This is a genomic window from Sporosarcina sp. FSL K6-1508 (genome assembly GCF_038007465.1).
Classification (GTDB): Bacteria; Bacillota; Bacilli; order Bacillales_A; family Planococcaceae; genus Sporosarcina; species Sporosarcina psychrophila_B.
Genome location: NZ_JBBOXF010000001.1, coordinates 2,776,870 through 2,799,264, shown reverse-complemented (window position 1 = coordinate 2,799,264; position 22,395 = coordinate 2,776,870). Strand labels below are relative to the sequence as shown.

Below are 22,395 nucleotides of genomic sequence, written 5' to 3'. Positions count from 1 at the left end.
TTATGTTTCTCTCCCTTGGAGATACGCTTTATATTCATTTTTCATATCTTGATCAGAAAGATGAACGTATGTATCAAGTGTTGTTTGTACATGTGCATGACCTAACCTTTTTTGTACGTAAGCAGCATCCCATCCACTTCTAATGAGTTCTGTGGCATGCGTATGACGCAACATATGGGCAGTGAAGGTAATCCCTGTCCGTTTCACCAATCGCCTTATAAGATCTAATACACTTTGATATTTTAGAGGTTTCCCAAAATAAGATTCTTTGAGATTTATAAATATATAATCATGCTCCAAATCTTCCCCATATTCATGAACTAAATAATCGGTGTATAAAGCCATTAATTCCTTGCTAACATCGATTGTTCGTTCTTTTCTAAGCTTAATATAAGCCCCATTTTCGTTGTGATCTCTTGGCATGATATTAATCTGATTATCCCAAGTAGAAATATCTTCGATACGAAGGGATAATACCTCTCCTACCCGAAGTCCTCCTTCATACATAAGCATAATAAGTAACTTATCCCTTTTTGTATGACACGCATCGATTATTGCTTTAACTTGTTCGTGTTCTAATACTTGTACAAGTTTCTTTTTGACCCTAAGCTTTAAAATATTTTTTTGATAAGATTTACCTTTAGAAATATGGTGAAGAAACCCCTTGAAATTTCTTCCCCTCGCTTCTTTAGTCATATCTATAGCTTTAAAATCTCCTGTACGATTTAAATACTCTAAGAAACTAGTTACAGCATTAAGTATGGCATTAACAGATGTTTCTTCTCTTTTAGCCTTCTTTGGTTGTAAATCTATTACCTTTACCTCCCCCGTTGGATTTCTTAACCATCCCACAAAGTTTGACATTTCCTCGAATTTCAAATCTTCTAATCTAATTCCTCTTTGGCTCATAAATTCATAAAACAGCTTGAGATGATAACAATATGTTTTAATCGTATTTGGCGCTTTCCCCGTATTATCCAAGTACTTTATATATCTCTTAACCGGTTCTACCACTTCAAAATTTTTGTCTAATAGTATGTATAATGGATATGATTTTTCCTCAACAACTACTTTTTGAACTTTCATTTCTCCACCACCTTTAAATACCTTAACTCCTATAAATAATACCTATATTTATTCATTAGTTAAAGTATTGAATTAAAAAAATCCTAAACTTTAAGTACTTAGAGTACTCTAGTTTAGGATACTATGTTTATGGGCTGCCCGCTGGGATGATTATGGAAACAAATTATGGAGGCAGCACTCTGTTTAACTGCTTCCTTAAACACTTCTCTCGGATGCACTATCGAAGAGTTTAACGAGCCGATGAATAAGGTCTTCTTATGAAGTACTTCATTCTTCACATTCAAATAGATGACCACGAAATGCTCTTGCGTCAATACACTCATTTCAGACATCAAATATGCTGCTGCATCTTCTGGTGAACGGATAACATAACGTGTATCAGCCTTACCAGCAGAACGCATCTTCCGTGCTATCAGCATGCCCGAATGAATCTTCAAGGCCTCGTTATGTGTCATACCTTCCTCTTTCAGTTCGGTAATAGTCATATCGACTAAAGTTTTAATTCCGCGAGCTGCTAAACGACCAGTGCATTCTGGTTTTGCAGATGGTCCAATCAAAACAGCCAGAATATCCTGTAATTCGATTACACTTTCTGAGCCAACCTCATTATAAGAAGAAACTGCCTCACGGGCAGCTGTAATGTATTTTTTCGTTGTCATTTTGTTGTCCTTTCTCACACAAAGCTAGTACCAAGTGGCACTAGCGTTCATGTGCCACTCTTCCTTGCCCAGTGGAAGGCTTTTTATGGTATAATCAATCTACAAGGTTTTAAAGAATCACTTTTTACGAGATGCGAACCGTCGCGTCTCCTTTTTTTCGCCCATTTTTGCGATTACTGCATCGTCCCAGCCCATCTTTTTCAGATTGGAAGCTGTGATGTTCAACATTTTCCATGGATTCACACCTTCAAGCACCATGTTCTGCGCTACTTCCTTTATTCCCTTTTCATCAAATTGCCACGATGCAGATACAGTGTAATCCCAAATAACATCACCTGTATCAACTGGACCATTAACATCAACGAAGGATTTCAAATCAGCTTTCATTGCTTTCAGAGCCGATTCAACGCGCTCTATCTCTTTTCCTAACTTAATCGCCTGATCTAGCTTTTCAATGACTTCTGCCTTTGCAAGTACCATTTAAAATGCCCCCTTTAGATTCCAATATTTCCGCAACCAATTACCTTCACATCACCGTTTTCAATAGACAAGAAAATATCTTGAATATCGGTAAGCGAATCCATCTTTTTAGCTTCTCCTTTACCATCCAGTTGGTAGATACCGCCAAACTTAAAGACAAGGAATTTCCGCTCCCTCTTTTCATCCTCATAGCAGATGAATGATTTGTTCGCACTTCCCTTCTTGTTGTTAGAAACTAGACGTTCTAATTGTTTACCAACCATTTGAATCGCTCCTCTTCTTTTTATTTTTAAAAACAGAAAAAGCCGACCGCATCCCGAAGGATTCAATCGACTTTTAATATATATCACGCAAAAATGCGTAAATACCCTGTGTGATTATGCCCGAAAGCAATTTTGTGACGTCCAATTACATCTGCCTGTCTTTTCTTGAAAAGAGAATTCAAAGGCTACAACATTTGTGTCGAATCTCCTTTTAGAAAATGAAAAGGTATAACGACTTTCATCAGATTACGATGACAGGAAAACTAATAGAATATAGATTAAGTTTATCAAATCGTAGTAGCAGTCGCAACAATTTGGAATACGTGTATCTTCTAAACCCCATAGACAGTGGATTTTAGCATCAAAAAAGCACCCAATTTCTCGGATGCTTTAGTTTAAGTTAATATTGATTCTACAGTCTAACATAACTTATTATGTAACCACTTTCATTTTTTTGTATTTGCCTAAAGTCATTATTCTTATAAAATTCAATTAATTTGTCGTTTTCCTTATATTCAACGCACGCAATTTTTATTGCCGATAATTCGTTAACCATACTACATCTCTCTAGAGCAAATTCAAGTATTTCACTACCACTCACTTTGCCTTTGTATAAGTCAGAGCGTCCCAGTTGCGCTATAAGTATTGTTACAAATGTTGTTGCTCTTTTATCTCCTGTTAACTTTTTTCTGTTCGTTCCTGATACATCTGTAAAGTCAAAGTTCTTTACCGTTAGCGTGAAATATCCAGCAATATCATTATTTTGTTTTTCATCAATCACTAAAGTTGTTCTAGTAAATCCTCTTTTTTCACTATCAATAGCTTTTTCACGCAAAAAAATCTCTACATCATGGTTTATTTCGCAATTAAAAGAAGAGAGATAAGAATGAACTTCTCTCCCTTCAGATTCATCAGCTTCTAGTAGTGAGCTTAAACTAATAATCTCCATTTATTTACGTGAATCAAGGATACTAGAGGCGTGTTTTATTTTATTAGCGCTTGATTGCTTGATATCATTAAAGATATCAGACTCTTTAATCGTCCTTCTTGGAGCTCTGAGTATTTCCATAGCCTCTGACTGATTTAGAGTAAAATTAGTTTCTAATGCTTTGGTAGCCATATCCTTCTCCTCCTCTTTATTTTCACACATATACATCACATCCTTTAAGATACGTATATGTGCAAGTTTATCTATTAAGTACCCTAATTATACCATAGATACTCCGGTCAATTAAAATCAATTGATTATTTCCGGACAAAACAACTAATTTCTTGGATACCTTCTCATCGAATATCACTTAGTAGGAGTTCGACATTTTCATTGTTCTATCTGTCATAATATCGACCGAAATCCATCTTTCATGAGAACTATCATATCTATATCGGTATTAATAACTACTGAACTTTCTATAGCATTCAATAGCAAATGGGCAATGCCTACAATGACTAGAAGGCGTTGACAAAAATAAACTCTCCGCTTCTCCCGGTAGTATGTCTAAAATCTCCCGTTTGGAATTGATTTCATCCGCTACACCCAAAGCCCACTGTCTGGACCTTTCCATATCAGCCCGATTGAAAACGTGTTTGCTCGCTCTTCTAAATCGAAGAAAAAACAAGTTACCTTCAACCGTCGCTCTGTTCTTCAATTGACCAATGGCCCACGCATACAACCCTACCTGATGATTGTCTCGAACATCGTATCTAACCCTGTTCGTCTTCCAGTCGACTATTTTACTTCCATCTGGTGACACAAGATCAATATAGCCTTGTAACATCGGGGCTGAATCTGCATCAGAAAGTGAAAGTTGAAAATGAATCTCCGTTTCACCCATGTTCTCTTTAATCGATGCATGACTAACCAACTCTGACATTTCATCCATAGTCACTTCTGGATGAAACTCAGCTTCAATCATCCCGTTTAAAACGGCTTCTGAATGTGACACCCCATTAATTTTATCCTCGACCGCTTTATGAACCCCCTTACCCAAAGCTAGAGGGTATGTTACGGGTTCTTCGTATCCTTCTATATATTTCTTGAAGAAGCGATAAGGACAGGTTGTGTAGAGGCTTAATCTTGAAAAAGAAAAGATCATAGTGAATTCTCCTCTCCATTTGTGATATCAAAAAAAGCCGACTACCCCAATTATGGGCAAATCGACTTTTAAAAAAATACATCGCCTATTTTACTTTGACTAACCTAATTTTCTTTTGATTACTCATTTTCTGTTTTACGTGCACTTTAACTTCATCAGAAAGTGTCGCGTTCAGATGAAGACGATTAACAACTACTCGTAGCATTTTAGCTACATCTTCTTTTCGATGAAGATTGAGTTCAGGTAATAATTGAGTAACTAGTTCCCTGGCATCATCATTGTCATAAAACGGATTAACATTACCAACTTTACGAGCAACTTCTAGTGCCAATTCTGCTGTCCGTTGACGGTAACTAGTTCCACCTTCCAACAGATAATCATACTGTTGCTGTAGTTTTTCAACAAAGGCTGAAAAAAGAACAACATATTTCTTATCAGTCATCGATTTCACACTGAACGACTCCTTTCTTTCAATATATAGTGCACTCTTTCCTACATTATATGCCTTTTTCTTCGAAGGTACGAATTAAATAATGTACATTTTAATTAGGATCATGACCGGTTAGTAAACAGAAAGAGACTGGTCCATTCCCAATCTCTTTCTATCTAACTTTTCCTATTAGAACGGAAGGTCATCATCGCTTACCACAACAGGACCTCCACTCGTTTCGAATTGATTACCGTTTTGATTTTGAGTGTTACTGTTACTAGCGTAAGGATTAGGCTTTTTCTGGGAGTTCTCCTGTCCTTGCTGCTGTTGGTTGCCTTGGCCTTGAGGTTTCGGGTCGAGGAACTGTACAAAGTCAGCGACAACCTCTGTGACGTATACACGGTCCCCCTTGTCGTTTTCATAATGCCGTGTACTAATACGACCATTCACCGCAGCTTGACTGCCTTTTTTTAGGAAGTTAGCTGCATTTTCGGCAGGTTTCCTCCAAACTTGAACCATGATGAAGTCAGCTTCGTTTTCACCATTGGCATTTTTAAATGGACGATTCACTGCCAGCGTAAAGTTGCAAACTGCTACACCGTTTTGCGTATATTTTAGTTCTGGCTCTTTCGTCAGGCGACCTACCAAACTAACGTTATTCATAATTTCCTCCTTTTCTCGCAACTAATTTTCAGCTACGTCCCTATTTCTCCTCCGTGAAGGGTAACGGATATTTTAATTAGCCAAAGAAACTTTATTCTTTGTTTTTAAACTTTCTTTGTTTGTTTCGACCTTTCGCTTTTTAGCCATTTTCCACATGTGATATAAAAAGGCCACGTTTACCACAACTTCATTCATTTCAAAATCACAGGTAGACAGTGACGCCCTCCAGGCAGCTCTACCTATTTCAGCACCTTCTATCGCCCAGTCAGCACGATGCATGTCATATTTCACATATTCAGCCAGCACACGATTGAACATCAGATAAATTTGAGTTTCCTGACACGACTGCATGACGTAACGAAGAAGTTCATTTTGCCGTTCGGCTTGGTTTTCGATGTGAGCGATCACAATGAACATGGCGAAGTGCTTCACCAGTTCTTCGTGTTCATATCTGTTCCAATCCCGTAAGACAGCTTCTCTGTTCTTTTTGAATGCAGCCCGGTTCTTTCGCTTGTATTCAGCCCAGCCAATCGTTCGAAGTTGACGTGCGTTCAAGCGTTCTGCCGGGTGAAGAGGCTTCTCCCTAACACCGAAATATTTGATACGTATATCAGCGTAAGGAATTCCAGATAACTTGGTTTCAAAGTCCAGCACACCACCGGAAACACCGCAGAACCAACATTTAAAGAGTTGGTCATGCGTGTTTAGCGACAAATAAAATTTATGTCCTTTACCCGCCTTGGAGTCCTCAGCGCAAAAACAGCATTTGCAAAGAGTCTCTTTTTTTCCGTGAGAGCGAGGATTGAACGTGAGCCCATATTCCTCTGCAACTTTTAATATTTCAGGAAGCATAATTATGCTACCCCCTTATCTGCATCTCCCAATTTCTCGAAAAACGTAAATCCATTTTCTGTACGGGTCTGCATCGTAAACTTATCTCCTTCAATAAGGTGTTGTGTTTTTTGAACCGCAACTTCCCCTTGTGCAAACACCATTGTTTGAGCATTACTAGCCACACTCATTACATACATTTTTGCGAAAGACACGCCACCGGGAGTTATACCCTGTTCATACTTTTCCATGATGAACGCATCAAGTGGTTCAGAAGACGTTTGATTTCCCTGTTGAACAGGCTCTTGAACGGATTCTTTTTGATCTGATTGTGATTGAGTTTCAGATTGAACATTCGCTTGAACAATAGAGAATTCTTCAAGGAAATTAAAGCCACTTTCTTTTTTAATGACCATAGCCAACTCTTGGCCCTTTTGTATTTGACTTAGAGAATCAACTAGTTCTTGTTTCTCCTTCACCAGAACAAGACTTACTTCATTGCTCGACTTATCCATAACATTTAATTTTGCGAATGGAACTTTTTGTGGGCTTACCCCTTTTTCAAACCTTTGCAGGATGAATACCCCTTCAACAATGTTGTCGCTTGATTGCTGAACGGGTGTCTCAGCAGTTTGTTGATTTCCTGTAACCCCGTTTTGTTTTTTGGGGGCTGGATTAGACTGTTTCGCAGCATCCACATTTCCACTGTTGCTATTAAAGTCTTCATCAATCGACATTTCCTCACGGGTGTATAAGCCACCTAGAGGGAACTGACGACGAAGTACGAAGACTTCCGCTATTTTTTGAATCATGGCAGAAGGCATTTTATCCCAAGTGTTTTTATTGCCATACTTCGAGTTAAGTTCACCTGAATTTGCTTGAAAGTATTCTTGAAAATCCACGAAGACGGCAACCGGTCTAAAACGTTTATGATGCATGACTGCATAAGCACCAAGTATTGGACCACGCTTCTGACCGAACTCATGCCGAACACTTCCCTCTGATGGGATGAACTCGAATGTGTCTCCTTCTCTAACTACATTAGCGTTGGGAGGTCCTACATAGCCTTCTTGCGTAGTAGCAACACGGAGCAACCCATCGCGAGTAGTAATGAAAGATGTATTCGGGCCGTTCTTCGTTTCGTAACGTTGAAAAACGATATCACCAAGTAATGGATTCAATCCGAAGGTCTCACAGACTTCAATAAAATGGTCCGCCTCTTCTTGAGTCCCTTTTGCTGGCTGAACAAACCGATTCCAAATCAACGACTTCTGTTCGTTTGTAAACGTAAGTACTTTTTCCACTTAAACCATCTCCTTTTGTATTTTTAATAAATAAAAAAGCCGACTTCACCCATAAGGGATCAATCGACTTTTATGTAACCCACCGAAACAGAAAACGAAAGTTGTTTTGTTTTCATGTCATATCATTACAGCACACCTTTCAGATTTTTAAAGCAAAAAAAGCCGATGTCACCCAAAATGGGATCGATCGGCTTTTAAAATATATATCACTCAAATAATGCGTAAGTATCTAGTGTGCATACAGCAATTTTGTGACGTAATACATCTGCCTAACTTTTCTCAAAGAGAATGAAAATACAAAGGCTAAACATTTGTGTCGAATCTCCTTTAGTAATAAATAAAAGGTTTAACGACTTTCACCAGTGAAAAATGGTGACGTGAAAACTAATGAAATATGTATATATTATATCCAATTCAAAAATAGATAGCAAATCGAATGAAAATCAGTAATCACATTATTTGGCAGAAAAGTAGCATCCCAACTACATATGTTTTTCTTTCAACTTCCCATATGCGCTCCATAAATCAAACCTATTAACACCTTAATCTCTTTTATATTTTAAAAACCTTGTTATCTTTTGATAATATTAATATTTTATCCTTTTCATTGATAAAGGAGTAATCTTTGATCTTTTCATTTAATATTGCAAAAACAAATTGACTTCCATTTTCATTAATAAACTTAGTAACTTCACTTAGGTTATGTTCATCCATTGTTTCTAAAACATCATGCACAAAGAATCTCGGGTAATTTAATTTTAGCTCATTAATAAATGAAACATAAGCAATATCCAAAAGCAAAGTTATAGTTTTCCGATACCCCGTACCTAAGCCCTCATCAACATTTGACAACTTTAAAGGGAAAGTGTTCTCACGGGTTAGGTATAAACGTTGCCCGAAAATCTCATTACTAAATTTGGTGAGATATTCATTAAACTTTGATAAATTATCGAGTGACCCTGAATTTCCATTCATATTTTCATAGGTACCATTTCTCTCGTTTAATTTTTCGTTAAGATCATTGTAAATTTCTTGTACATTGTAAAGCGACCCAAGTTGCTCGCTTTGTTTTATTAACTCTTTATGAATAATTTCAAATTCCTTAAAATTATCTTCATTTATCAAACTAATTATATTCTTATTTTCGTTAATAATTCGTACTCGTGATTTTAGCATTTCACTCAAATCAAAATTAACTTTTTCCAATCTATTACGATAATAATTAATTTTGTTCTGTTTTACACGATTATTGAACACAACAAGTTCATTGAATTCCTTTTTAATATTACCCAATGATGCTTCTACATCTTTATAGAATTCCAATAAGATATTTTCATCAATACTTTCGTTTTTCACTTCTTCCTTCGACAAAATACTTTCTATTTTAGTTCTTTTAAATAACATTGTCTCAATTGAATCATTAATTGTATTAATGTAGTTTTTAATGGTTGAAACTTCTTCTTGTTTTTTTTCGTATTCCTTAACATTAATCATTGCATTTACTTTTTTCTCTAGTTCCAGCACTGTACTTTTAATTATTCTAATTCTTTCTTTAAGATCATCGATATTAGAAAACTTGTGTAATCTAATAATTTGGTCTATATCTTTCTTTATCTGTTCTATTTCTTTATAAAGATTTAACTTTTTTTCACTTTCTTCAAGCGAGGATAGTTTAAACAAGAAATCATATATATTTTTATACTCTGCATTTGTCGTATTTTGATGCAAGTATTTTAAAAAAGTATTTGTATCCTCTTTTTGATTTATCCTTACAAATTTCCCTATTAACTGTCTAAAGGAAGGGGGTTTTTCAATGTTAAAAATAATTTCATTCAATTTATCCACATATTTAGGCAGGGTGTAATGTTCGCTATTAATAAATCTTTTTCCTTTGTCAAAAAGTTCAACTTTTAATATATATATAATATTTACTGTTTCAATCTCTAACTCCACATAGACTTTCTTTTCATTTATGTAGTTTTTTAAAGAAGTTGTTTCACTTCCGGTATCATTATCAGTCCAAATATATTTTTTATCTTTAGCACCTAAACATAAATCAATTAATTTTAAGAAGGTTGTTTTACCAACATTATTACCTTGATTTTTATTATCTGCACCATTTAGAGTATCATCCACAATAATGTTTAATCCTAGTTTAAACTCAACGTTCCTAATTTCCTTGTACTCTCCGATTCCTTCAACTATCTTCATTCTTATTAGGTACATATACTAAGTCACCCCCTTCAATTTTTACTTTATCAATTAAATATAAAAAGTTTAAAGAAAGGTTATATTTAAAATAAGGTTGTTTTTCGTCGATGTCTCGGTATAAATCTTCAATGAAAGCCAATTTAATCCTACTACAGCTTTTAATTTTCAAAAGTAACTGGGCTGATAAATAGAGAATTGTGTCTTCAGGTTTGGAATCTTTATCAATTAGCATAATAGTCACCTAACTCTTTTTGGGTATTGGATCTAACAATTTACACTTAGTGAATGAGTAATACATAAGAGCTTGAATAGCTAATTCTGCATCTTCAAGAAATATATCGCCAGAACTTTGATCATTTTCTATTGTTTCATATAAATAATTGTAAACCCATTCACACAATTCATCTTTGTCATTCCATTTCTCAAACTTTTTAAACCGTTTGTATTTATTGTTTATTTTAGAAAGTATTCTTTGTCTTCTCGGTATTTCTTCCAGTATTGCTTCAACATCATCGATATAATGGTCACATTCAAAAAAAATTTCTTTATAAAGATCAATTTCATTGTAGTCCATCTTTTCTTCGATATCTGAAGCAATCTCTGTATCATAGCTTTCAGCAGTATCTTCTACCTCAGAAAACTTTACACAAAAGCCATATAAGTATGTTTTATTTAATATCTGTTGGGGGTTAGCATAATGATTGATTTCGAATTGGGCTCTCTCACCTGTATTGTTTATAGTATTATTACCAGTACTATCAATATTCCCTTTGTTAGCAAACATATTTACACTTCCTAGCGTTTAAAGTTACTATTATTGCCAGTGTTATTAATAACGTTATCCCCTAAAGATTGAATGTTTTTATTTCCTTCAATCTTTTGCTTATGTAAAGTTAATTCTTTTTTTAATTTGAAATTTAGTAAAAGTGATATTATTGTTCCAATTGACGCAACTATACTTAAAACTAACGTGACCTTCTCCATTTTTTCACCTTCTCTATAAGTATATTAGATTAAATATTCTTTGGTTTTCATGATAATTATTGGCGCGAATTCTCTATTCATATCATGTAACTGAAAAACATAAAAAGACTTCCAACGATTGCCAATCCAAGACCCTTAAAACATCATTTAGGACAATCCTGATATACTTAGCTGGGTCATTTAAGTAGACCCTTTCCACTTACAGCATTTCAAGTTTTATATTTAGCACAAAATCATTAATTTAGTTACCTTTACCATTGATTGTTTTGCGACCCTGTTAATTCATATCCAACAATAGATGAAAACTTCGGAATCACCCACTCTTTATCTAATTCACACTGCCCTGGATCGAATAGATGTAACCCCTATGGAAGTCTTTTCGAAAAGTGAATTTTACCTCCAGCGGGGGTTACTTATGACAAATCGCTTATTCTATTCTTATTTTGTTCTTGTTTTGTTTTTGTTTTGTTCTTGTTTTGTTCTTTGCTTCTTTTTTTTATCTGACGTGACCCAAAACTTTCCTATAACAAGTGTTTAGAATATTATATCACAAGGTTAACCCCTATTCCTTCGTCTTTTCTACTTCGCTAACAAACTCACCGGATTCATCCAAGAAATAAAAGAGCTTTTGAATATCATTAATGTCATCCCGTAAATCCACGTCCACTGCAACCCTTACTTTTATTGTTTCGGCAGTTACCTTTAGCGGATGCAAGTGTCTAATTGACTCCGTAATAATGATAAGACGCTCGTTGAAGTGTTTACCGATCCACTTTAAATGCATGAGTAAATCATTTACATCACCGCGTACCACATATACATAGATTGGCTTGCCTTGAAACTGGATTGCACCACTAAATGGTCCTTGCGTCGGAAAAACTTTTGATTCAGGAAAATATTGAAACAGTTGAAAGAACAGAAGACGTTTCAAAACATCCTCTATTTTGTATTCAACCCAATAATTACTTTCATAACAGTCATTCAGCCCCGCAACGGCAGCTCCATTTACTCCAAGTGTAAAAATCGGGATGACCTGTTTATTCATTTTGATTTCATGGCGTACTATTTTCTTTTCCACCGCCATTCGCTTGAGCCGCTTCTTATCCAAAGAAAATAATCGGGAGAGTTGTGCTCCCCCGATTAATCCTACTGCCGCAAGTGCCTCTAACGCTTTTCGTTCTTTCGGTGATTCCCCGTTGACATAGTCTGAGCGCTTTATGTTCGATGGGATACGTGTCCAGTGTAGCGACCAATCATGTGATAAAGAATACGGACTAAGTGTCATGACTATCTCCTCCTCTGATTAGGATTCAGAAGGGGCCGCGTCAATTTACGCAACCCCTCTGCATTTCTTATAGGACACGAGTAATACGTGTACGAATCTGTTCTTTCTTCGCATCTGTTTCCAATACACGGACAAGCACACGATCACCCCTTTTAACGTTTTGGAACTTCAAATGACGGGCCAATGAATCCACACCGGCTTCCAAATTGACGAATACACCGTATTCACGTACACCGGAAACTGTGCCGACATATTCATTACCAGACGAGTATCGACCAATCGAACGCAACCACGGGTTCTCTTGTGTGGCTTTTGCACTCACCGTTACTTTCTTCTCCTCTTTATCAATCTCCAAGACTTTAACTTTCAGGTGATCGCCTTGCTTAACTTCTTCCGTTAAATCGTCAATCCAACCATATTTGATTTCTTCGAGAGGAATCTTTACTTCAATTCCACCGATATCAGCACGAACAAGCGAAGGGCTGACACTACGAACAACGGCAATGATCTCATCATCCACGTCAATTTTCTTTAACGTAATGGATGCCATTTGTTCCAATGCAGCAATACGTGATCCAGTGAACACTTCTGCTTCACGGTCATAGTTCAAAACCTTGAATGCAACAGACTGTCCCGTCATTGCTCGGAGCTGGCGTAAGTTGTCAGCACCCGTAAATTCCAACGGGATAAACCCACGGACGTTACCTAGCGTTACAACAGCACAAGGCTTATCGAGCAGCGTTTCAATTCCAGTCATCGAAGCCTGCAATATCGTATTATTTTGGTAAGCACCATAAACCTTTTTCCAGTCGTTATTAAATTCGCTGTCCACTTGTACTTTCGATGGATCAAAACCTTCAATTAGAACCTGCATGTTGTTTTCTGTCATTTTATATTCTCTCCATTTCAATAGTTTATTTTTTTTTGAAATTAAAACCTGTTTCATTTTACTTTCTGATTGAATTATCCTTTGCGAATAAAATTGACAATAAAAATAACACCACTCGTTAATCGTCTGTTAACGACTAGCGAACTGTGTCACCAATTTATATGACTAAAAAACTAATCCCAAAATCCATCATTAGACTTGACTACATTGCTCGTTTCCTTCTTTTTAGGATTCGAAGTCGGTTGAACAATGCCCTTCTCTTCCTTGGGTGGCACAGTAACTACTGTTGGCACTTGGTGTACCTTAATTTGTTTAGAACCATGTTTTACTCCCCCTTTTTCATCAATGGGAATAGATGTAGGTGTTTGCTTTGTTTCTAAAGATTCCTTTTCTACTTTTAGAGAATCATCTGGACTTTCGGCAGTAGTTAACTCTAACGAATAAAGCGTTTCAAGTTCGGGCTGGATATTGGGTTCGATTGGGATATCTGATATTTGTTCTGTTTCTTCATCCCCCTTTTCATTCCTCTTTTTCATCCTCTCTTGAAAACGAACAAGCAGACTATTCTTCATGAATTTCTTAGGAATTTTACTCTTCGTCTTTTTAAAAGTTGTTTTTTCTTCCCACTCCCTAAGTTCCTTCCAGTTACGCGGAACAAATTGACCTTTTGCTAATGCAGGTTTCTGTGGTGTTCCGTCTTCTAAAAGTTTATGGACAAAGTTGAATTTGGGTATGCCGTCCATTAAATCTGTTGGATCAAAACGGTATTCCTCATCCTCTGTGTCCCGATAGGAATCTGGAAAGAGCCGTGGCAACAGTATTCTGTTCTTATATGTGCTTTGCCGCATGATGACTTTATCTTTACCGAATTCATCCGCAAAATCCTGTGCGTCTTGTGCGGATATGCCACCAAAACAGATTTTGTTTCGGCAAGACGTAAGAATGGCCTGTTTCATTGCCTTAGGACCAAGATTCCCAGACTCTATTTCAAGTTGGCCAAGTGATTGTGTCGCAAAAATACCAGCTACCCTATATTCAGCAGCGAGTGACAGGAAGATTTCTACATCTGGATTAATGTAACGACTATACTCATCGACGATCAAAAAATGGGGAATACGTGTATTCTCTGTGCCAGGTCTCCTGAACGTTCCGTTTTGTAAATGCATGATCATAAATTGTCCGAATGCATCCCCAGCTTTTCGTAACTTGCCAAGTGCTGTATTAACCGCAAGGACGCCGCCTGTTTCCAAATGCTCATCAATGTTCACATCACTCTTACCGGTCATGATTGTTCGTAACGCTTCGTTACTGACGATATTTTCCAGTTGAGCTCTTAATCCAATTACGAATTGCTGATATTTCTCACGCATGCTTCCGAGTAATTCTGATTCAAAAAAATGGACCAAGTCCGTCATGCCGTCCCGATGCTTCAGTTCCGATACCTTTTGCTGCAAGACATTTTGATCACGTAGCGTGTTCATTACATCAACGATATCCATGTTGTTGCCATGCAGTTCTTTAAGCAGTTTCGTAACGTTACGCGCAGATAGTTCCTGAACGGTTGCGAAGAAAGCATCCTGTTTTCCAAACAATCCTTTTAATACAACGACCGTTGCTTCCGCCACTGTATCCGTGTCACCTTCCATTGGATTAAAGCTTGCAGAATTGGGTTTGTCAGGGTCAACGTGAATACATGGGATATCCATTTCTAAACACATTTCATTTACCATTGCCGCCACATCCCCTTTAGGCTCGACAACGGATATACCTAACGGAACACCTCGTTTCTTCTGTAGCAACAATTGATAGATCATCGGTTTTAATATCGTTGCTGTCTTGCCACAACGAGTAGGACCAACTGCAAGCATATGAGTGAAGCAATCACTCCCCTGCCATACGATGGGCATACTCATCTGCGTCACCTCCTCTCAATGTCTTTTCTTTATCCAATCCCACTTGCTGAAATACTCATGTATCTGATCCAATTTGAAAGGAACACGACTATCTTCTTCAAAACTGAACAACGTTTGAATGGTTCTCGATATTTTATATCTGAGTAATTCCAGGTGCTCTTTGTTCTGTTTTCTTATCAACAATTGATTTGATTGTTCACCTTCCTCCCACAATAATTCGGGAAGCGAGTGGGCATTGTGCGATATACGTTTCATCCAAAACCGCATATCCTTTTTATAGTTTCGGGTATCCATCATCCTCAACAATAGGAGGGATGTTTCAAGGACGAGAAACCCCAACTCGATTAGTTCAGCTGGATTTTGTTTTGCTACATGGGCTTCCACTTCAGGATAGATGTACAGCTTATTACTACAGATTTTAGTTTTGAAAAACATTTCGTGAATACCTCCTTGGTAAAAAGGTAATAAAAATAACACGTTCAACATTCAATAACTGAATGGAACGTGTCTGGTGTAATTTGACAACAATATTATTTAATTAAGCATCTAAAAAGGCAATAAGATTATTTAAAAATCTTACCCTTGTTCAACTAACTGCCAGTTAGCTCAAGAAGAATTTACAATTTAATCCCCTGATGCTTGGACTGGATAATGTACCCGCCTTCAGATTCTGACTTATAATATGCCACATTATTTTCCTCTAGGTTTATTAAATCTTTGAACGAGGTCGGGATAGTGCAATTCCAGTTCAAATTTTCTACTTTAAGAGGGAAATTATCTTCATTTGGATTAGGAGTATGAATAAAAACTGCGTCTGTACCAGCATCTTCATCATCTAAGTGAATCCAGGTTTGGTATGGTTTTTCGAAAGGTTCGAGCTTTTTTAATAAATTTTTATATAAAGCTAAATGTGCCTTTATATGCTCTCTTCTTATCTTCAAACTATCATTCCCAATCCCAGAAAAATCAAGATGAGTGTGCCATAAGTCAAACCACCCCTCGTTATCAAATTGCAAATTATAGTTATCCAATGATACTTCTCTCGATAAATTTCGGAAATAACGTCTTTTCCCACGAAACTTTTTCATTCTATTCCTCCAAGCTTCTCAAAAAAAATACCCTTACCTTATTCCTTGTTCAACTAACCTGCTGCGTTACTTGAAGAAGAAAAGGGCATTACCATTGTTCCAGTAATGCATCCGTTTGTTCAAAACTAAATAATACTAAAACTCCTTTATCGAGTAAAAAGAAAAACCCCGAAAATAATTAAAGATATACCGAGTAAAATCAAAAACACTTTCATTAACCAGTATGGAATAAACTTCAATAAAAAGGATAGTAAAAATAATATAATTGATGCCATTATTCCTGAATTATTTACAGTAGTACTGTCTATATATTCCTCTTTTCTATGCTTATCTTTAGTGAGGTTAATCCCTGAAATGATTAATGAAGTACCCATCAAAATAATAATTATTATACCCACATACATCCAAATCACTTTTTCACCTAGTTCCACTAATTATATTGAATAATTATTACATCATCCTTATTGAACTAAACTTCTTCGTTAGTTGAAGTACAATCCTTCACAAAATTTATAATAAGAAAGAAAGCTCCCAAAACATCTCTCAACAGGCTAGTGAATCTTCTGCTCACTTACTATTTTTTATACCATTTATCTGTTTTAAATTCCTCTGGAATCGATTGCTCAACAGGGTCATCAAATCCTAATTGTTCAAGGTTTTCAAACCATAAATCTCTTTTAGATTCAGGTAATTTCGTGCCACACCAGGGACAGTAGGTTATCTCTATACTTGAGCTGCCTCCATCGTGAATTATTAACCCATATTCATCAAACTTTTTATTATAAGTAATCAAAATGTCTGGACAACCAAATGGATTAGCGTGAATTTTGCACTTAATATTAGCTTGGTCTTTCATAGTTACGCAGCAGTGATTATTCATAAAAATCTCCTTGGATTAAAACCTTTATTAGTTTCTACGTACATTGTTTATTGAAATTTTATAATGGTTTCTTATTGAACTAACCTGCCGGTTAGTGAAAAAACGTTCCCTCTTATCATAGAAACGCACCCGTTACTTAAACAAGGTTTGTGCCATATTTAGTCGTCAAAATTACTTTTATAAGGGTTGGTATACAAATCAATATCAAATTCGGCTTTTATGCTATTTGCAAATTCAATCTGTTCGTTATCCAGATGTAAACTAGGTGTATATCCGTTTTCCATTATTATAACAATTGAGAAATGGCATTCCAGTTCATACTCCGTTTTCAACTGATTTATTTTAGTTGATTTATTTTTAAACTGTCCAAAGATTTGGTCCATTTGCTCCTTCACATCAAAGGACTCTTGATAGCCCGTACTTAATTCCCAAGCTGTTTCTAATCGATAATGGGTTTTCGTTGAAGTAACTTTTCGATTAAAGGGTCTTACGATGGTATCACCCTTTTTATAGGTTTCTGTAGGTTCAATTTCCAACGTTTCGGTCACATAATCAATTGGAAACTCATCTCCATACAAACTGAAGTAAACCATTACTTGAGTTTTGTCCAAATTAAACTTTCTCCTCCGATAGTTCTCATTTTCCATCTTTATATAAAATTATTATATCATCCTTATTGAACTAAACTGCCAGGTAGTAAAAATGCACCTCTACTTGTTGTAGAAATGCCTCCTTTAGCTGAACAGCCGATTATTTTTAATTGGTATTTTCTAATATATTTCGTATTTTGTCCGTATAAATTTCATCTAAATGATCGGTACTGTATTTAAAATTTTCCATACTTGACACTTTAGGAATATCCATGTTTATAAATTGAATGTCAAGTTCTTCAATGATAAAATACTCATGCTCATCATTTTTCACTCCCCCCACTTCAGCTAAATCGATTTTTGAACCATCATCTAATTCTAAAATGTAAAAGAAATCACCCTTTGCGTGCGTAAACGGTAAATATAGGTTCTTGCCATACACTCCTGCGTCAATATTTACAACATCGTTGTAGCTATATTCCCTACCCTGTGGAGAAAGAAATGAATAATCTATTATCTTATTATTTGTTATTACAGTAACAGCAGAAATTATGATGTATATCAGAACTATATTGAACGTTATGAAAGTGGAGAGGATTAGTTTTCTATGCTTTTTAAAAAGGCTATTTTTTGAACTAGGAGCCCTTGTTCCCAACGCTTTCCTAAAACCCCTATTAAAAATGTAGAATAATCCCCAAAAAAGGAACGATTCATAAATAAACACTAACCTAGAATTGGGATATTTAAAAATCCACATTATATACTCTTGAGGTACAAATAACTTTTCTTGAATTGCTACTAACAATATAAATATCCCTATTGTTAATATAACTGTTAATATAACTATGGAAATTAATGAGAAAATATAAAAAATAATTGATTTTAACTTTTTCAAATTAACTACTCCTATACTGCTTAATTTACTCGAACAATGGAGTTAATCGCTCCCTCACTACTACTCGATTACCTTACTTTACGTTAAGTGCTTTAAACGCATTAAAAATATTCGACGATTTGAAGATGTCCTTGTGAGTGTATTGCCCTCTCTTCAAGTGTTGTTGGAAAGTATAAGATTCAATTAGAAAAGCATAAATCGCTTTTTCGATAGTGAACAAAAGAATCTGTTGTTCAATAATATTGTTTGGAGAAATATCAAAGTAAGTAATTTCATTTGTTCCACTTCTTAAAAGCTGTGACACTCGCGTATTCCCATCAATCAGTAAGTACATTTTGTTACCTGTAGGAAGTGTTGCAAGATAAACTGGATCATTTATTTCATGTGTTGATTCACTTTCTTCTTCAGTCCACATCACTTTATTTAAAAAGTCCGTTACGGACTTTTTTTTAGGTGCTGCTTTACTGTTCTTTATATAATTCTTTGCTCCTTCAACAATGAAATTGAAGTTAAAATTAGCCTTTCCGAAGCTAATCTCTTTTACGAATACTTCAAATAGCGGAATGCCATTTTTCTCTAAGTTTTGAATTTGAGTTAAGGTATCAATTTCAGCGTTTAAAAACACATTCATCCAGCCATTTACCCACTCGTCAAAGTACTTGAAATCAAATTGATTCTGTAAAACGTAATTTCGTAGTTCCTTTAAATTTAAGTCGTATTTGGTTAGTGTTGAAAAATCGTAAGCCATAATTTCTTTTTCCCCATTTTTATGAATTATTTTTTGTTAATCTCATTTTATCTACAAAGATTTTTTATAACAATACTTTGAGTGCCCAATCTTGTTTGACTCCCATAGATCCAGTTTGCTTAATAAGAACAAATTTAATTAAGTGATGTGTCTTTTATTATAACGCCCAACCCTCATACTTTGCCTTGTACTTTTTTGCAACCAATGCCATCAAACTTGTTTGTATAGACACTTGGTGTTGATATAACTGACATGGTTTTGTACAGGTGATGGAATAATCCTCCGAGTTTGATTTTGGGGCTTGAACTAGCGTTGCATATCCCATTCTTTGTAAATGGACTGCTATCAACTCAACAATCTCTTTTCCGTTTTTTATCGTAAATTTGTGTTCAGGCTTACGTGGTAATTCAAACGGAATATTCGAACTTTCAAGCTCTGATAGTTTTTCTTCATCTGCGCTTTCCCTTATTTTCCGCTCTTTGGCCGTTTCTTTTATACCGTATAATCCAGATTCAAAACTCTCATCAATAGCTTTTCGATCATAATCCAATACCCAGTTACTATAGCTATTATATATATCCTTTATGGACTCTTTAGATTCACCAAGTAGATCTAACCCCCTGTCATCATACATATGGTAAATTGTGTGTTTTGTAGTGTTGATAAAAAAACATTGATCTGAAATATAAGGATGAATTAAAAAATCAGTGTGAGCAATCGCCTTTAGTAATTGACGATAATTAAGTTCAGAAGACTTGCATTTTAGTAAATATGAATATGTCACTTGTTCTTCATCATAATCACTATCACACCAATTAGTTTTCAGAACATGCAGTTTGTTACGAAGTTTTTTTTCCTTTATATAACGGTCGAATACTTTTACCTTTTTATACCGATTCTTCTTATAGCTACTTCCATATTTCAATACTAATAAGAAAATGTCATCCTCAGGATCATGTGATTTTTCAAAGACAGTAATAGCCTTTTGGTAAACAGTGTTCAGATATTCAGCTTGACTAATTCTCCATTGACCAGGAATTCCTAATTCAAACCTTATCCATGGTATCTTACCTTCAAGGTGAAACGGAAACTTATTTATTTGTGGAAAATAAGAGTCCATATAATTTTCATATTGTTCTCGAACATTCAAGATATTTTTGCTCCTATCTAATCAACAATGGCTGAAGATGTTGTTATTACTTTATTGTAAATTAAATTCCTTTACTTGTAACCCACCATCTTATTGTCAATTCATTCTTCGCTCAATTATCATCGTTATCAGTGGACGCTCCTAGCACGATTCTGACGTCCCCTCGCTGTATCCTCTCCTTTTCCTCTTTCCGTTTTTCAAAATAGCTTTTGTTAGGTTGTTCCTCGATTCGTTGGTTGCCGCGCTTTTTCTTGTACGATATTTCTGCTCGGATGAAGACAACGTTCAAATAAACAGAAACTATCACGAGCAACACCAAAGTCATTTTCATCATCGTTAACCGAGAAAGGAACTTTTCCATATCCCACGCTGAATGAACAAGGCTTGAAAGAAACAGGGAAGCGAACAGGGACATTGTGAACGACATCAACCTGTCCAGCTTCTTATATTTCCGCTGTTGAAGTCGCTTGACTAGGAAATAGATGGCAATAGTCGTCAGCCCGGAAATCAGTATTAACTTTGCAGATGGGATATAGACAGCATTGTACATGGACGTGACACCCAATGCTGCCAATAGAAAGCTAATCACCACTATGAATACTTGCAATGGAATCACCCCTTTCTACTGCGGGCACTCGACACTTCCAAATTCAACACGAAGACGAGTTCGTCGGCCAGCAGCTCACGCATGGTCCGATACATTCTCATTTGCTCAGCTTCACCCAAATGTATGGCTATTTCGTTATTGAGACCCTTTTCATGTGCGGTTAGTTTTGTCATCTCCAGTAGTTCAGGAATGACTTGATTATTAGTTTGCATGTTAATTTCCCCTTTCATATTTTAGATAATGTGGTTTCAAAATGTCTTTTGAAGGGCAGTTCCTTCTATTAAATAGTTTTTCAGATTGTGGTTAGGTAATCGATAAGATCACCGGTATCAATTTCAAGATAATCGACATGATAAATTTCTTCTAATAGCTGTTCGTGCATTTTTCGAGTGTTTGAAGTTGTTACGATGAGCACTTTCCGTCCATCTAATTCGTACATTTCTTTGCGGTATTGCTTGATGTTATAAACTTTGACCAAATCCGTGTCGAGCAGATTTACAAGGTACTTTTCTTCGCCATTGTGCCGGACGACTCTCTCTAAACCATCGTACGTTTTCCTTCGGGTATCTTTAAAATCCGTTTTAAAGGACAAGTCATATATTTCGTAGTCTTCCAGAAACTTCATGACGTTATTTTCATCTTCGAACAAGCGTAAGTAGTATTTTGCAAAGACATACGGGAATATTTTCAAACTTTGACATTGGACAATTAGATTTTCATCTATAGAAAGGACATTGACGATTGTGCTGAAACTTTTTTGGCTTTTTGCAAATAACATATAGTTGCGATACTTGGATTCTTTTATCTCTTTAGCAGTCTTGTTTAGATTCATTTTGCTGATACCGTGCATGAACATGTAAAATAAGTAACCTACTCCTTTGGGACTCGTTAACATCCCCTGTACGTTGGCCCCGCGGTTTAATTCATATTCTACTTTGACCTGGCGACTGTCTTTCATTACCCATTTATATTTTTCTAAGTCAATCATTATATCGTTACTGGATAGTAGGAATGGGAGGTGCCTGATGTTTACACGTAATTGGTCTGCACTCCGTTCAACAGCCACCCCCTGCTTTCGTAAGCAGGTGATGCCCGTTTCACTAATTCTATGGTAATTCCCTTGTCGCTTCTGATTGGCGAGATATCCGCGTATCGGGAGTGTGCTGATTAACTTGCTGTTTCGTAGCAATGCTAATTTCTTATACGTGTACCACTTCGACATTTCGTAGCGTCGCATGATCTGCTCCGTACTCAACGCTCGATGTTCGTAGAGTCCTTTTAGTATCTCAATATCACGAGCTTGCAAAACCTTCACCACCTGTTTATTGCCCGTCCTCGACATGCTG

The 22,395-nt window shown here is 36.0% G+C and carries 29 protein-coding genes; all 29 read right to left on the bottom strand.

What is annotated here, in order from left to right; translation table 11 throughout:
* Window positions 1-1,086: a tyrosine-type recombinase/integrase gene (locus tag MKZ11_RS13925; RefSeq protein WP_340758916.1), complete on the bottom strand. Its 1,086-nt coding sequence runs from the start codon at window positions 1,084-1,086 to the stop codon at window positions 1-3.
* 113 nt (window positions 1,087-1,199) lie between these two features.
* Entirely contained in the window at window positions 1,200-1,745 is a 546-nt protein-coding gene (locus MKZ11_RS13920) for a JAB domain-containing protein (RefSeq protein WP_340795006.1), read from the bottom strand.
* 117 nt (window positions 1,746-1,862) lie between these two features.
* Entirely contained in the window at window positions 1,863-2,225 is a 363-nt protein-coding gene (locus tag MKZ11_RS13915) for a hypothetical protein (RefSeq protein ID WP_340795005.1), read from the bottom strand.
* 14 nt (window positions 2,226-2,239) lie between these two features.
* Window positions 2,240-2,488, bottom strand: coding sequence for a hypothetical protein (locus tag MKZ11_RS13910; RefSeq protein WP_340795004.1), 249 nt, complete (start codon window positions 2,486-2,488; stop codon window positions 2,240-2,242).
* Window positions 2,489-2,900: 412 nt separating this feature from the next.
* Window positions 2,901-3,437 carry a hypothetical protein gene (locus MKZ11_RS13905; protein ID WP_340795003.1) on the bottom strand — a complete coding sequence of 179 codons (537 nt, stop codon included), beginning with the start codon at window positions 3,435-3,437 and terminating at the stop codon, window positions 2,901-2,903.
* Entirely contained in the window at window positions 3,438-3,608 is a 171-nt protein-coding gene (locus MKZ11_RS13900; RefSeq protein WP_340795002.1) for a hypothetical protein, read from the bottom strand.
* A 268-nt stretch (window positions 3,609-3,876) separates the two neighbouring features.
* On the bottom strand, window positions 3,877-4,581 hold the full coding sequence (locus MKZ11_RS13895; RefSeq protein ID WP_340795001.1) for a PD-(D/E)XK nuclease family protein: 705 nt from the start codon (window positions 4,579-4,581) through the stop codon (window positions 3,877-3,879).
* An 85-nt stretch (window positions 4,582-4,666) separates the two neighbouring features.
* On the bottom strand, window positions 4,667-5,032 hold the full coding sequence (locus MKZ11_RS13890) for a hypothetical protein (protein ID WP_340795000.1): 366 nt from the start codon (window positions 5,030-5,032) through the stop codon (window positions 4,667-4,669).
* 168 nt (window positions 5,033-5,200) lie between these two features.
* Window positions 5,201-5,677: a single-stranded DNA-binding protein gene (gene ssb / locus MKZ11_RS13885; protein WP_340797012.1), complete on the bottom strand. Its 477-nt coding sequence runs from the start codon at window positions 5,675-5,677 to the stop codon at window positions 5,201-5,203.
* Window positions 5,678-5,746: 69 nt separating this feature from the next.
* Complete coding sequence (locus tag MKZ11_RS13880; RefSeq protein ID WP_340794999.1) at window positions 5,747-6,526, bottom strand: hypothetical protein; 780 nt, start codon at window positions 6,524-6,526, stop codon at window positions 5,747-5,749.
* A gap of 2 nt (window positions 6,527-6,528) precedes the next feature.
* Window positions 6,529-7,809 carry a RecT family recombinase gene (locus MKZ11_RS13875; RefSeq protein ID WP_340794998.1) on the bottom strand — a complete coding sequence of 427 codons (1,281 nt, stop codon included), beginning with the start codon at window positions 7,807-7,809 and terminating at the stop codon, window positions 6,529-6,531.
* Between the two features lie 552 nt (window positions 7,810-8,361).
* Window positions 8,362-10,020 (bottom strand): hypothetical protein, encoded by a 1,659-nt coding sequence (locus MKZ11_RS13870; protein WP_340794997.1) that lies wholly within the window; start codon window positions 10,018-10,020, stop codon window positions 8,362-8,364.
* On the bottom strand, window positions 10,007-10,252 hold the full coding sequence (locus MKZ11_RS13865) for an ABC-three component system middle component 6 (protein ID WP_340794996.1): 246 nt from the start codon (window positions 10,250-10,252) through the stop codon (window positions 10,007-10,009). Before MKZ11_RS13865 ends, MKZ11_RS13870 begins: the two co-directional genes overlap by 14 nt.
* A 9-nt stretch (window positions 10,253-10,261) precedes the next feature.
* On the bottom strand, window positions 10,262-10,804 hold the full coding sequence (locus MKZ11_RS13860; RefSeq protein ID WP_340794995.1) for a hypothetical protein: 543 nt from the start codon (window positions 10,802-10,804) through the stop codon (window positions 10,262-10,264).
* 11 nt (window positions 10,805-10,815) lie between these two features.
* Window positions 10,816-11,004 carry a hypothetical protein gene (locus tag MKZ11_RS13855; protein ID WP_340794994.1) on the bottom strand — a complete coding sequence of 63 codons (189 nt, stop codon included), beginning with the start codon at window positions 11,002-11,004 and terminating at the stop codon, window positions 10,816-10,818.
* Between the two features lie 562 nt (window positions 11,005-11,566).
* Window positions 11,567-12,289, bottom strand: a complete 723-nt coding sequence (locus MKZ11_RS13850) for a hypothetical protein (protein WP_340794993.1) — start codon at window positions 12,287-12,289, stop codon at window positions 11,567-11,569.
* Between the two features lie 67 nt (window positions 12,290-12,356).
* Window positions 12,357-13,178 (bottom strand): S1 RNA-binding domain-containing protein, encoded by an 822-nt coding sequence (locus MKZ11_RS13845; protein ID WP_340794992.1) that lies wholly within the window; start codon window positions 13,176-13,178, stop codon window positions 12,357-12,359.
* Window positions 13,179-13,351: 173 nt separating this feature from the next.
* Entirely contained in the window at window positions 13,352-15,091 is a 1,740-nt protein-coding gene (locus MKZ11_RS13840) for a type IV secretory system conjugative DNA transfer family protein (RefSeq protein ID WP_340794991.1), read from the bottom strand.
* Window positions 15,092-15,106: 15 nt separating this feature from the next.
* Window positions 15,107-15,526 (bottom strand): hypothetical protein, encoded by a 420-nt coding sequence (locus MKZ11_RS13835; RefSeq protein WP_340794990.1) that lies wholly within the window; start codon window positions 15,524-15,526, stop codon window positions 15,107-15,109.
* 182 nt (window positions 15,527-15,708) lie between these two features.
* Window positions 15,709-16,179, bottom strand: a complete 471-nt coding sequence (locus tag MKZ11_RS13830) for a hypothetical protein (RefSeq protein ID WP_340794989.1) — start codon at window positions 16,177-16,179, stop codon at window positions 15,709-15,711.
* A gap of 146 nt (window positions 16,180-16,325) precedes the next feature.
* Window positions 16,326-16,610, bottom strand: a complete 285-nt coding sequence (locus MKZ11_RS13825; protein ID WP_340794988.1) for a hypothetical protein — start codon at window positions 16,608-16,610, stop codon at window positions 16,326-16,328.
* A gap of 143 nt (window positions 16,611-16,753) precedes the next feature.
* Window positions 16,754-17,059, bottom strand: a complete 306-nt coding sequence (locus tag MKZ11_RS13820; RefSeq protein ID WP_445326999.1) for a DUF6980 family protein — start codon at window positions 17,057-17,059, stop codon at window positions 16,754-16,756.
* A gap of 158 nt (window positions 17,060-17,217) precedes the next feature.
* Window positions 17,218-17,670: a DUF4279 domain-containing protein gene (locus MKZ11_RS13815; protein WP_340794986.1), complete on the bottom strand. Its 453-nt coding sequence runs from the start codon at window positions 17,668-17,670 to the stop codon at window positions 17,218-17,220.
* 145 nt (window positions 17,671-17,815) lie between these two features.
* Window positions 17,816-18,544, bottom strand: a complete 729-nt coding sequence (locus MKZ11_RS13810) for a hypothetical protein (protein WP_340794985.1) — start codon at window positions 18,542-18,544, stop codon at window positions 17,816-17,818.
* Between the two features lie 73 nt (window positions 18,545-18,617).
* A complete protein-coding gene (locus MKZ11_RS13805) occupies window positions 18,618-19,292 on the bottom strand; it encodes a hypothetical protein (RefSeq protein ID WP_340794984.1) in 675 nt (224 codons plus the stop codon).
* Window positions 19,293-19,449: 157 nt separating this feature from the next.
* Window positions 19,450-20,442 (bottom strand): DUF3885 domain-containing protein, encoded by a 993-nt coding sequence (locus MKZ11_RS13800; protein ID WP_340794983.1) that lies wholly within the window; start codon window positions 20,440-20,442, stop codon window positions 19,450-19,452.
* 112 nt (window positions 20,443-20,554) lie between these two features.
* Window positions 20,555-21,049 (bottom strand): hypothetical protein, encoded by a 495-nt coding sequence (locus MKZ11_RS13795; protein WP_340794982.1) that lies wholly within the window; start codon window positions 21,047-21,049, stop codon window positions 20,555-20,557.
* Window positions 21,050-21,054: 5 nt separating this feature from the next.
* Window positions 21,055-21,261, bottom strand: coding sequence for a hypothetical protein (locus MKZ11_RS13790; RefSeq protein WP_340794981.1), 207 nt, complete (start codon window positions 21,259-21,261; stop codon window positions 21,055-21,057).
* A gap of 80 nt (window positions 21,262-21,341) precedes the next feature.
* On the bottom strand, window positions 21,342-22,391 hold the full coding sequence (locus tag MKZ11_RS13785) for a replication-relaxation family protein (RefSeq protein WP_340794980.1): 1,050 nt from the start codon (window positions 22,389-22,391) through the stop codon (window positions 21,342-21,344).
* Window positions 22,392-22,395 lie beyond the last annotated feature (4 nt).

Bases quoted from the DNA above. Each gene is read 5' to 3' on its own strand.
- MKZ11_RS13925 (WP_340758916.1), bottom strand. From the start codon at position 1,086: ATGAAAGTTCAAAAAGTAGTTGTTGAGGAAAAATCATATCCATTATAC.
- MKZ11_RS13920 (WP_340795006.1), bottom strand. From the start codon at position 1,745: ATGACAACGAAAAAATACATTACAGCTGCCCGTGAGGCAGTTTCTTCT.
- MKZ11_RS13915 (WP_340795005.1), bottom strand. From the start codon at position 2,225: ATGGTACTTGCAAAGGCAGAAGTCATTGAAAAGCTAGATCAGGCGATT.
- MKZ11_RS13910 (WP_340795004.1), bottom strand. From the start codon at position 2,488: ATGGTTGGTAAACAATTAGAACGTCTAGTTTCTAACAACAAGAAGGGA.
- MKZ11_RS13905 (WP_340795003.1), bottom strand. From the start codon at position 3,437: ATGGAGATTATTAGTTTAAGCTCACTACTAGAAGCTGATGAATCTGAA.
- MKZ11_RS13900 (WP_340795002.1), bottom strand. From the start codon at position 3,608: ATGGCTACCAAAGCATTAGAAACTAATTTTACTCTAAATCAGTCAGAG.
- MKZ11_RS13895 (WP_340795001.1), bottom strand. From the start codon at position 4,581: ATGATCTTTTCTTTTTCAAGATTAAGCCTCTACACAACCTGTCCTTAT.
- MKZ11_RS13880 (WP_340794999.1), bottom strand. From the start codon at position 6,526: ATGCTTCCTGAAATATTAAAAGTTGCAGAGGAATATGGGCTCACGTTC.
- MKZ11_RS13870 (WP_340794997.1), bottom strand. From the start codon at position 10,020: ATGAAGATAGTTGAAGGAATCGGAGAGTACAAGGAAATTAGGAACGTT.
- MKZ11_RS13865 (WP_340794996.1), bottom strand. From the start codon at position 10,252: ATGCTAATTGATAAAGATTCCAAACCTGAAGACACAATTCTCTATTTA.
- MKZ11_RS13860 (WP_340794995.1), bottom strand. From the start codon at position 10,804: ATGTTTGCTAACAAAGGGAATATTGATAGTACTGGTAATAATACTATA.
- MKZ11_RS13855 (WP_340794994.1), bottom strand. From the start codon at position 11,004: ATGGAGAAGGTCACGTTAGTTTTAAGTATAGTTGCGTCAATTGGAACA.
- MKZ11_RS13850 (WP_340794993.1), bottom strand. From the start codon at position 12,289: ATGACACTTAGTCCGTATTCTTTATCACATGATTGGTCGCTACACTGG.
- MKZ11_RS13845 (WP_340794992.1), bottom strand. From the start codon at position 13,178: ATGACAGAAAACAACATGCAGGTTCTAATTGAAGGTTTTGATCCATCG.
- MKZ11_RS13840 (WP_340794991.1), bottom strand. From the start codon at position 15,091: ATGAGTATGCCCATCGTATGGCAGGGGAGTGATTGCTTCACTCATATG.
- MKZ11_RS13835 (WP_340794990.1), bottom strand. From the start codon at position 15,526: ATGTTTTTCAAAACTAAAATCTGTAGTAATAAGCTGTACATCTATCCT.
- MKZ11_RS13830 (WP_340794989.1), bottom strand. From the start codon at position 16,179: ATGAAAAAGTTTCGTGGGAAAAGACGTTATTTCCGAAATTTATCGAGA.
- MKZ11_RS13820 (WP_445326999.1), bottom strand. From the start codon at position 17,059: ATGAATAATCACTGCTGCGTAACTATGAAAGACCAAGCTAATATTAAG.
- MKZ11_RS13805 (WP_340794984.1), bottom strand. From the start codon at position 19,292: ATGGCTTACGATTTTTCAACACTAACCAAATACGACTTAAATTTAAAG.
- MKZ11_RS13790 (WP_340794981.1), bottom strand. From the start codon at position 21,261: ATGCAAACTAATAATCAAGTCATTCCTGAACTACTGGAGATGACAAAA.
- MKZ11_RS13785 (WP_340794980.1), bottom strand. From the start codon at position 22,391: ATGTCGAGGACGGGCAATAAACAGGTGGTGAAGGTTTTGCAAGCTCGT.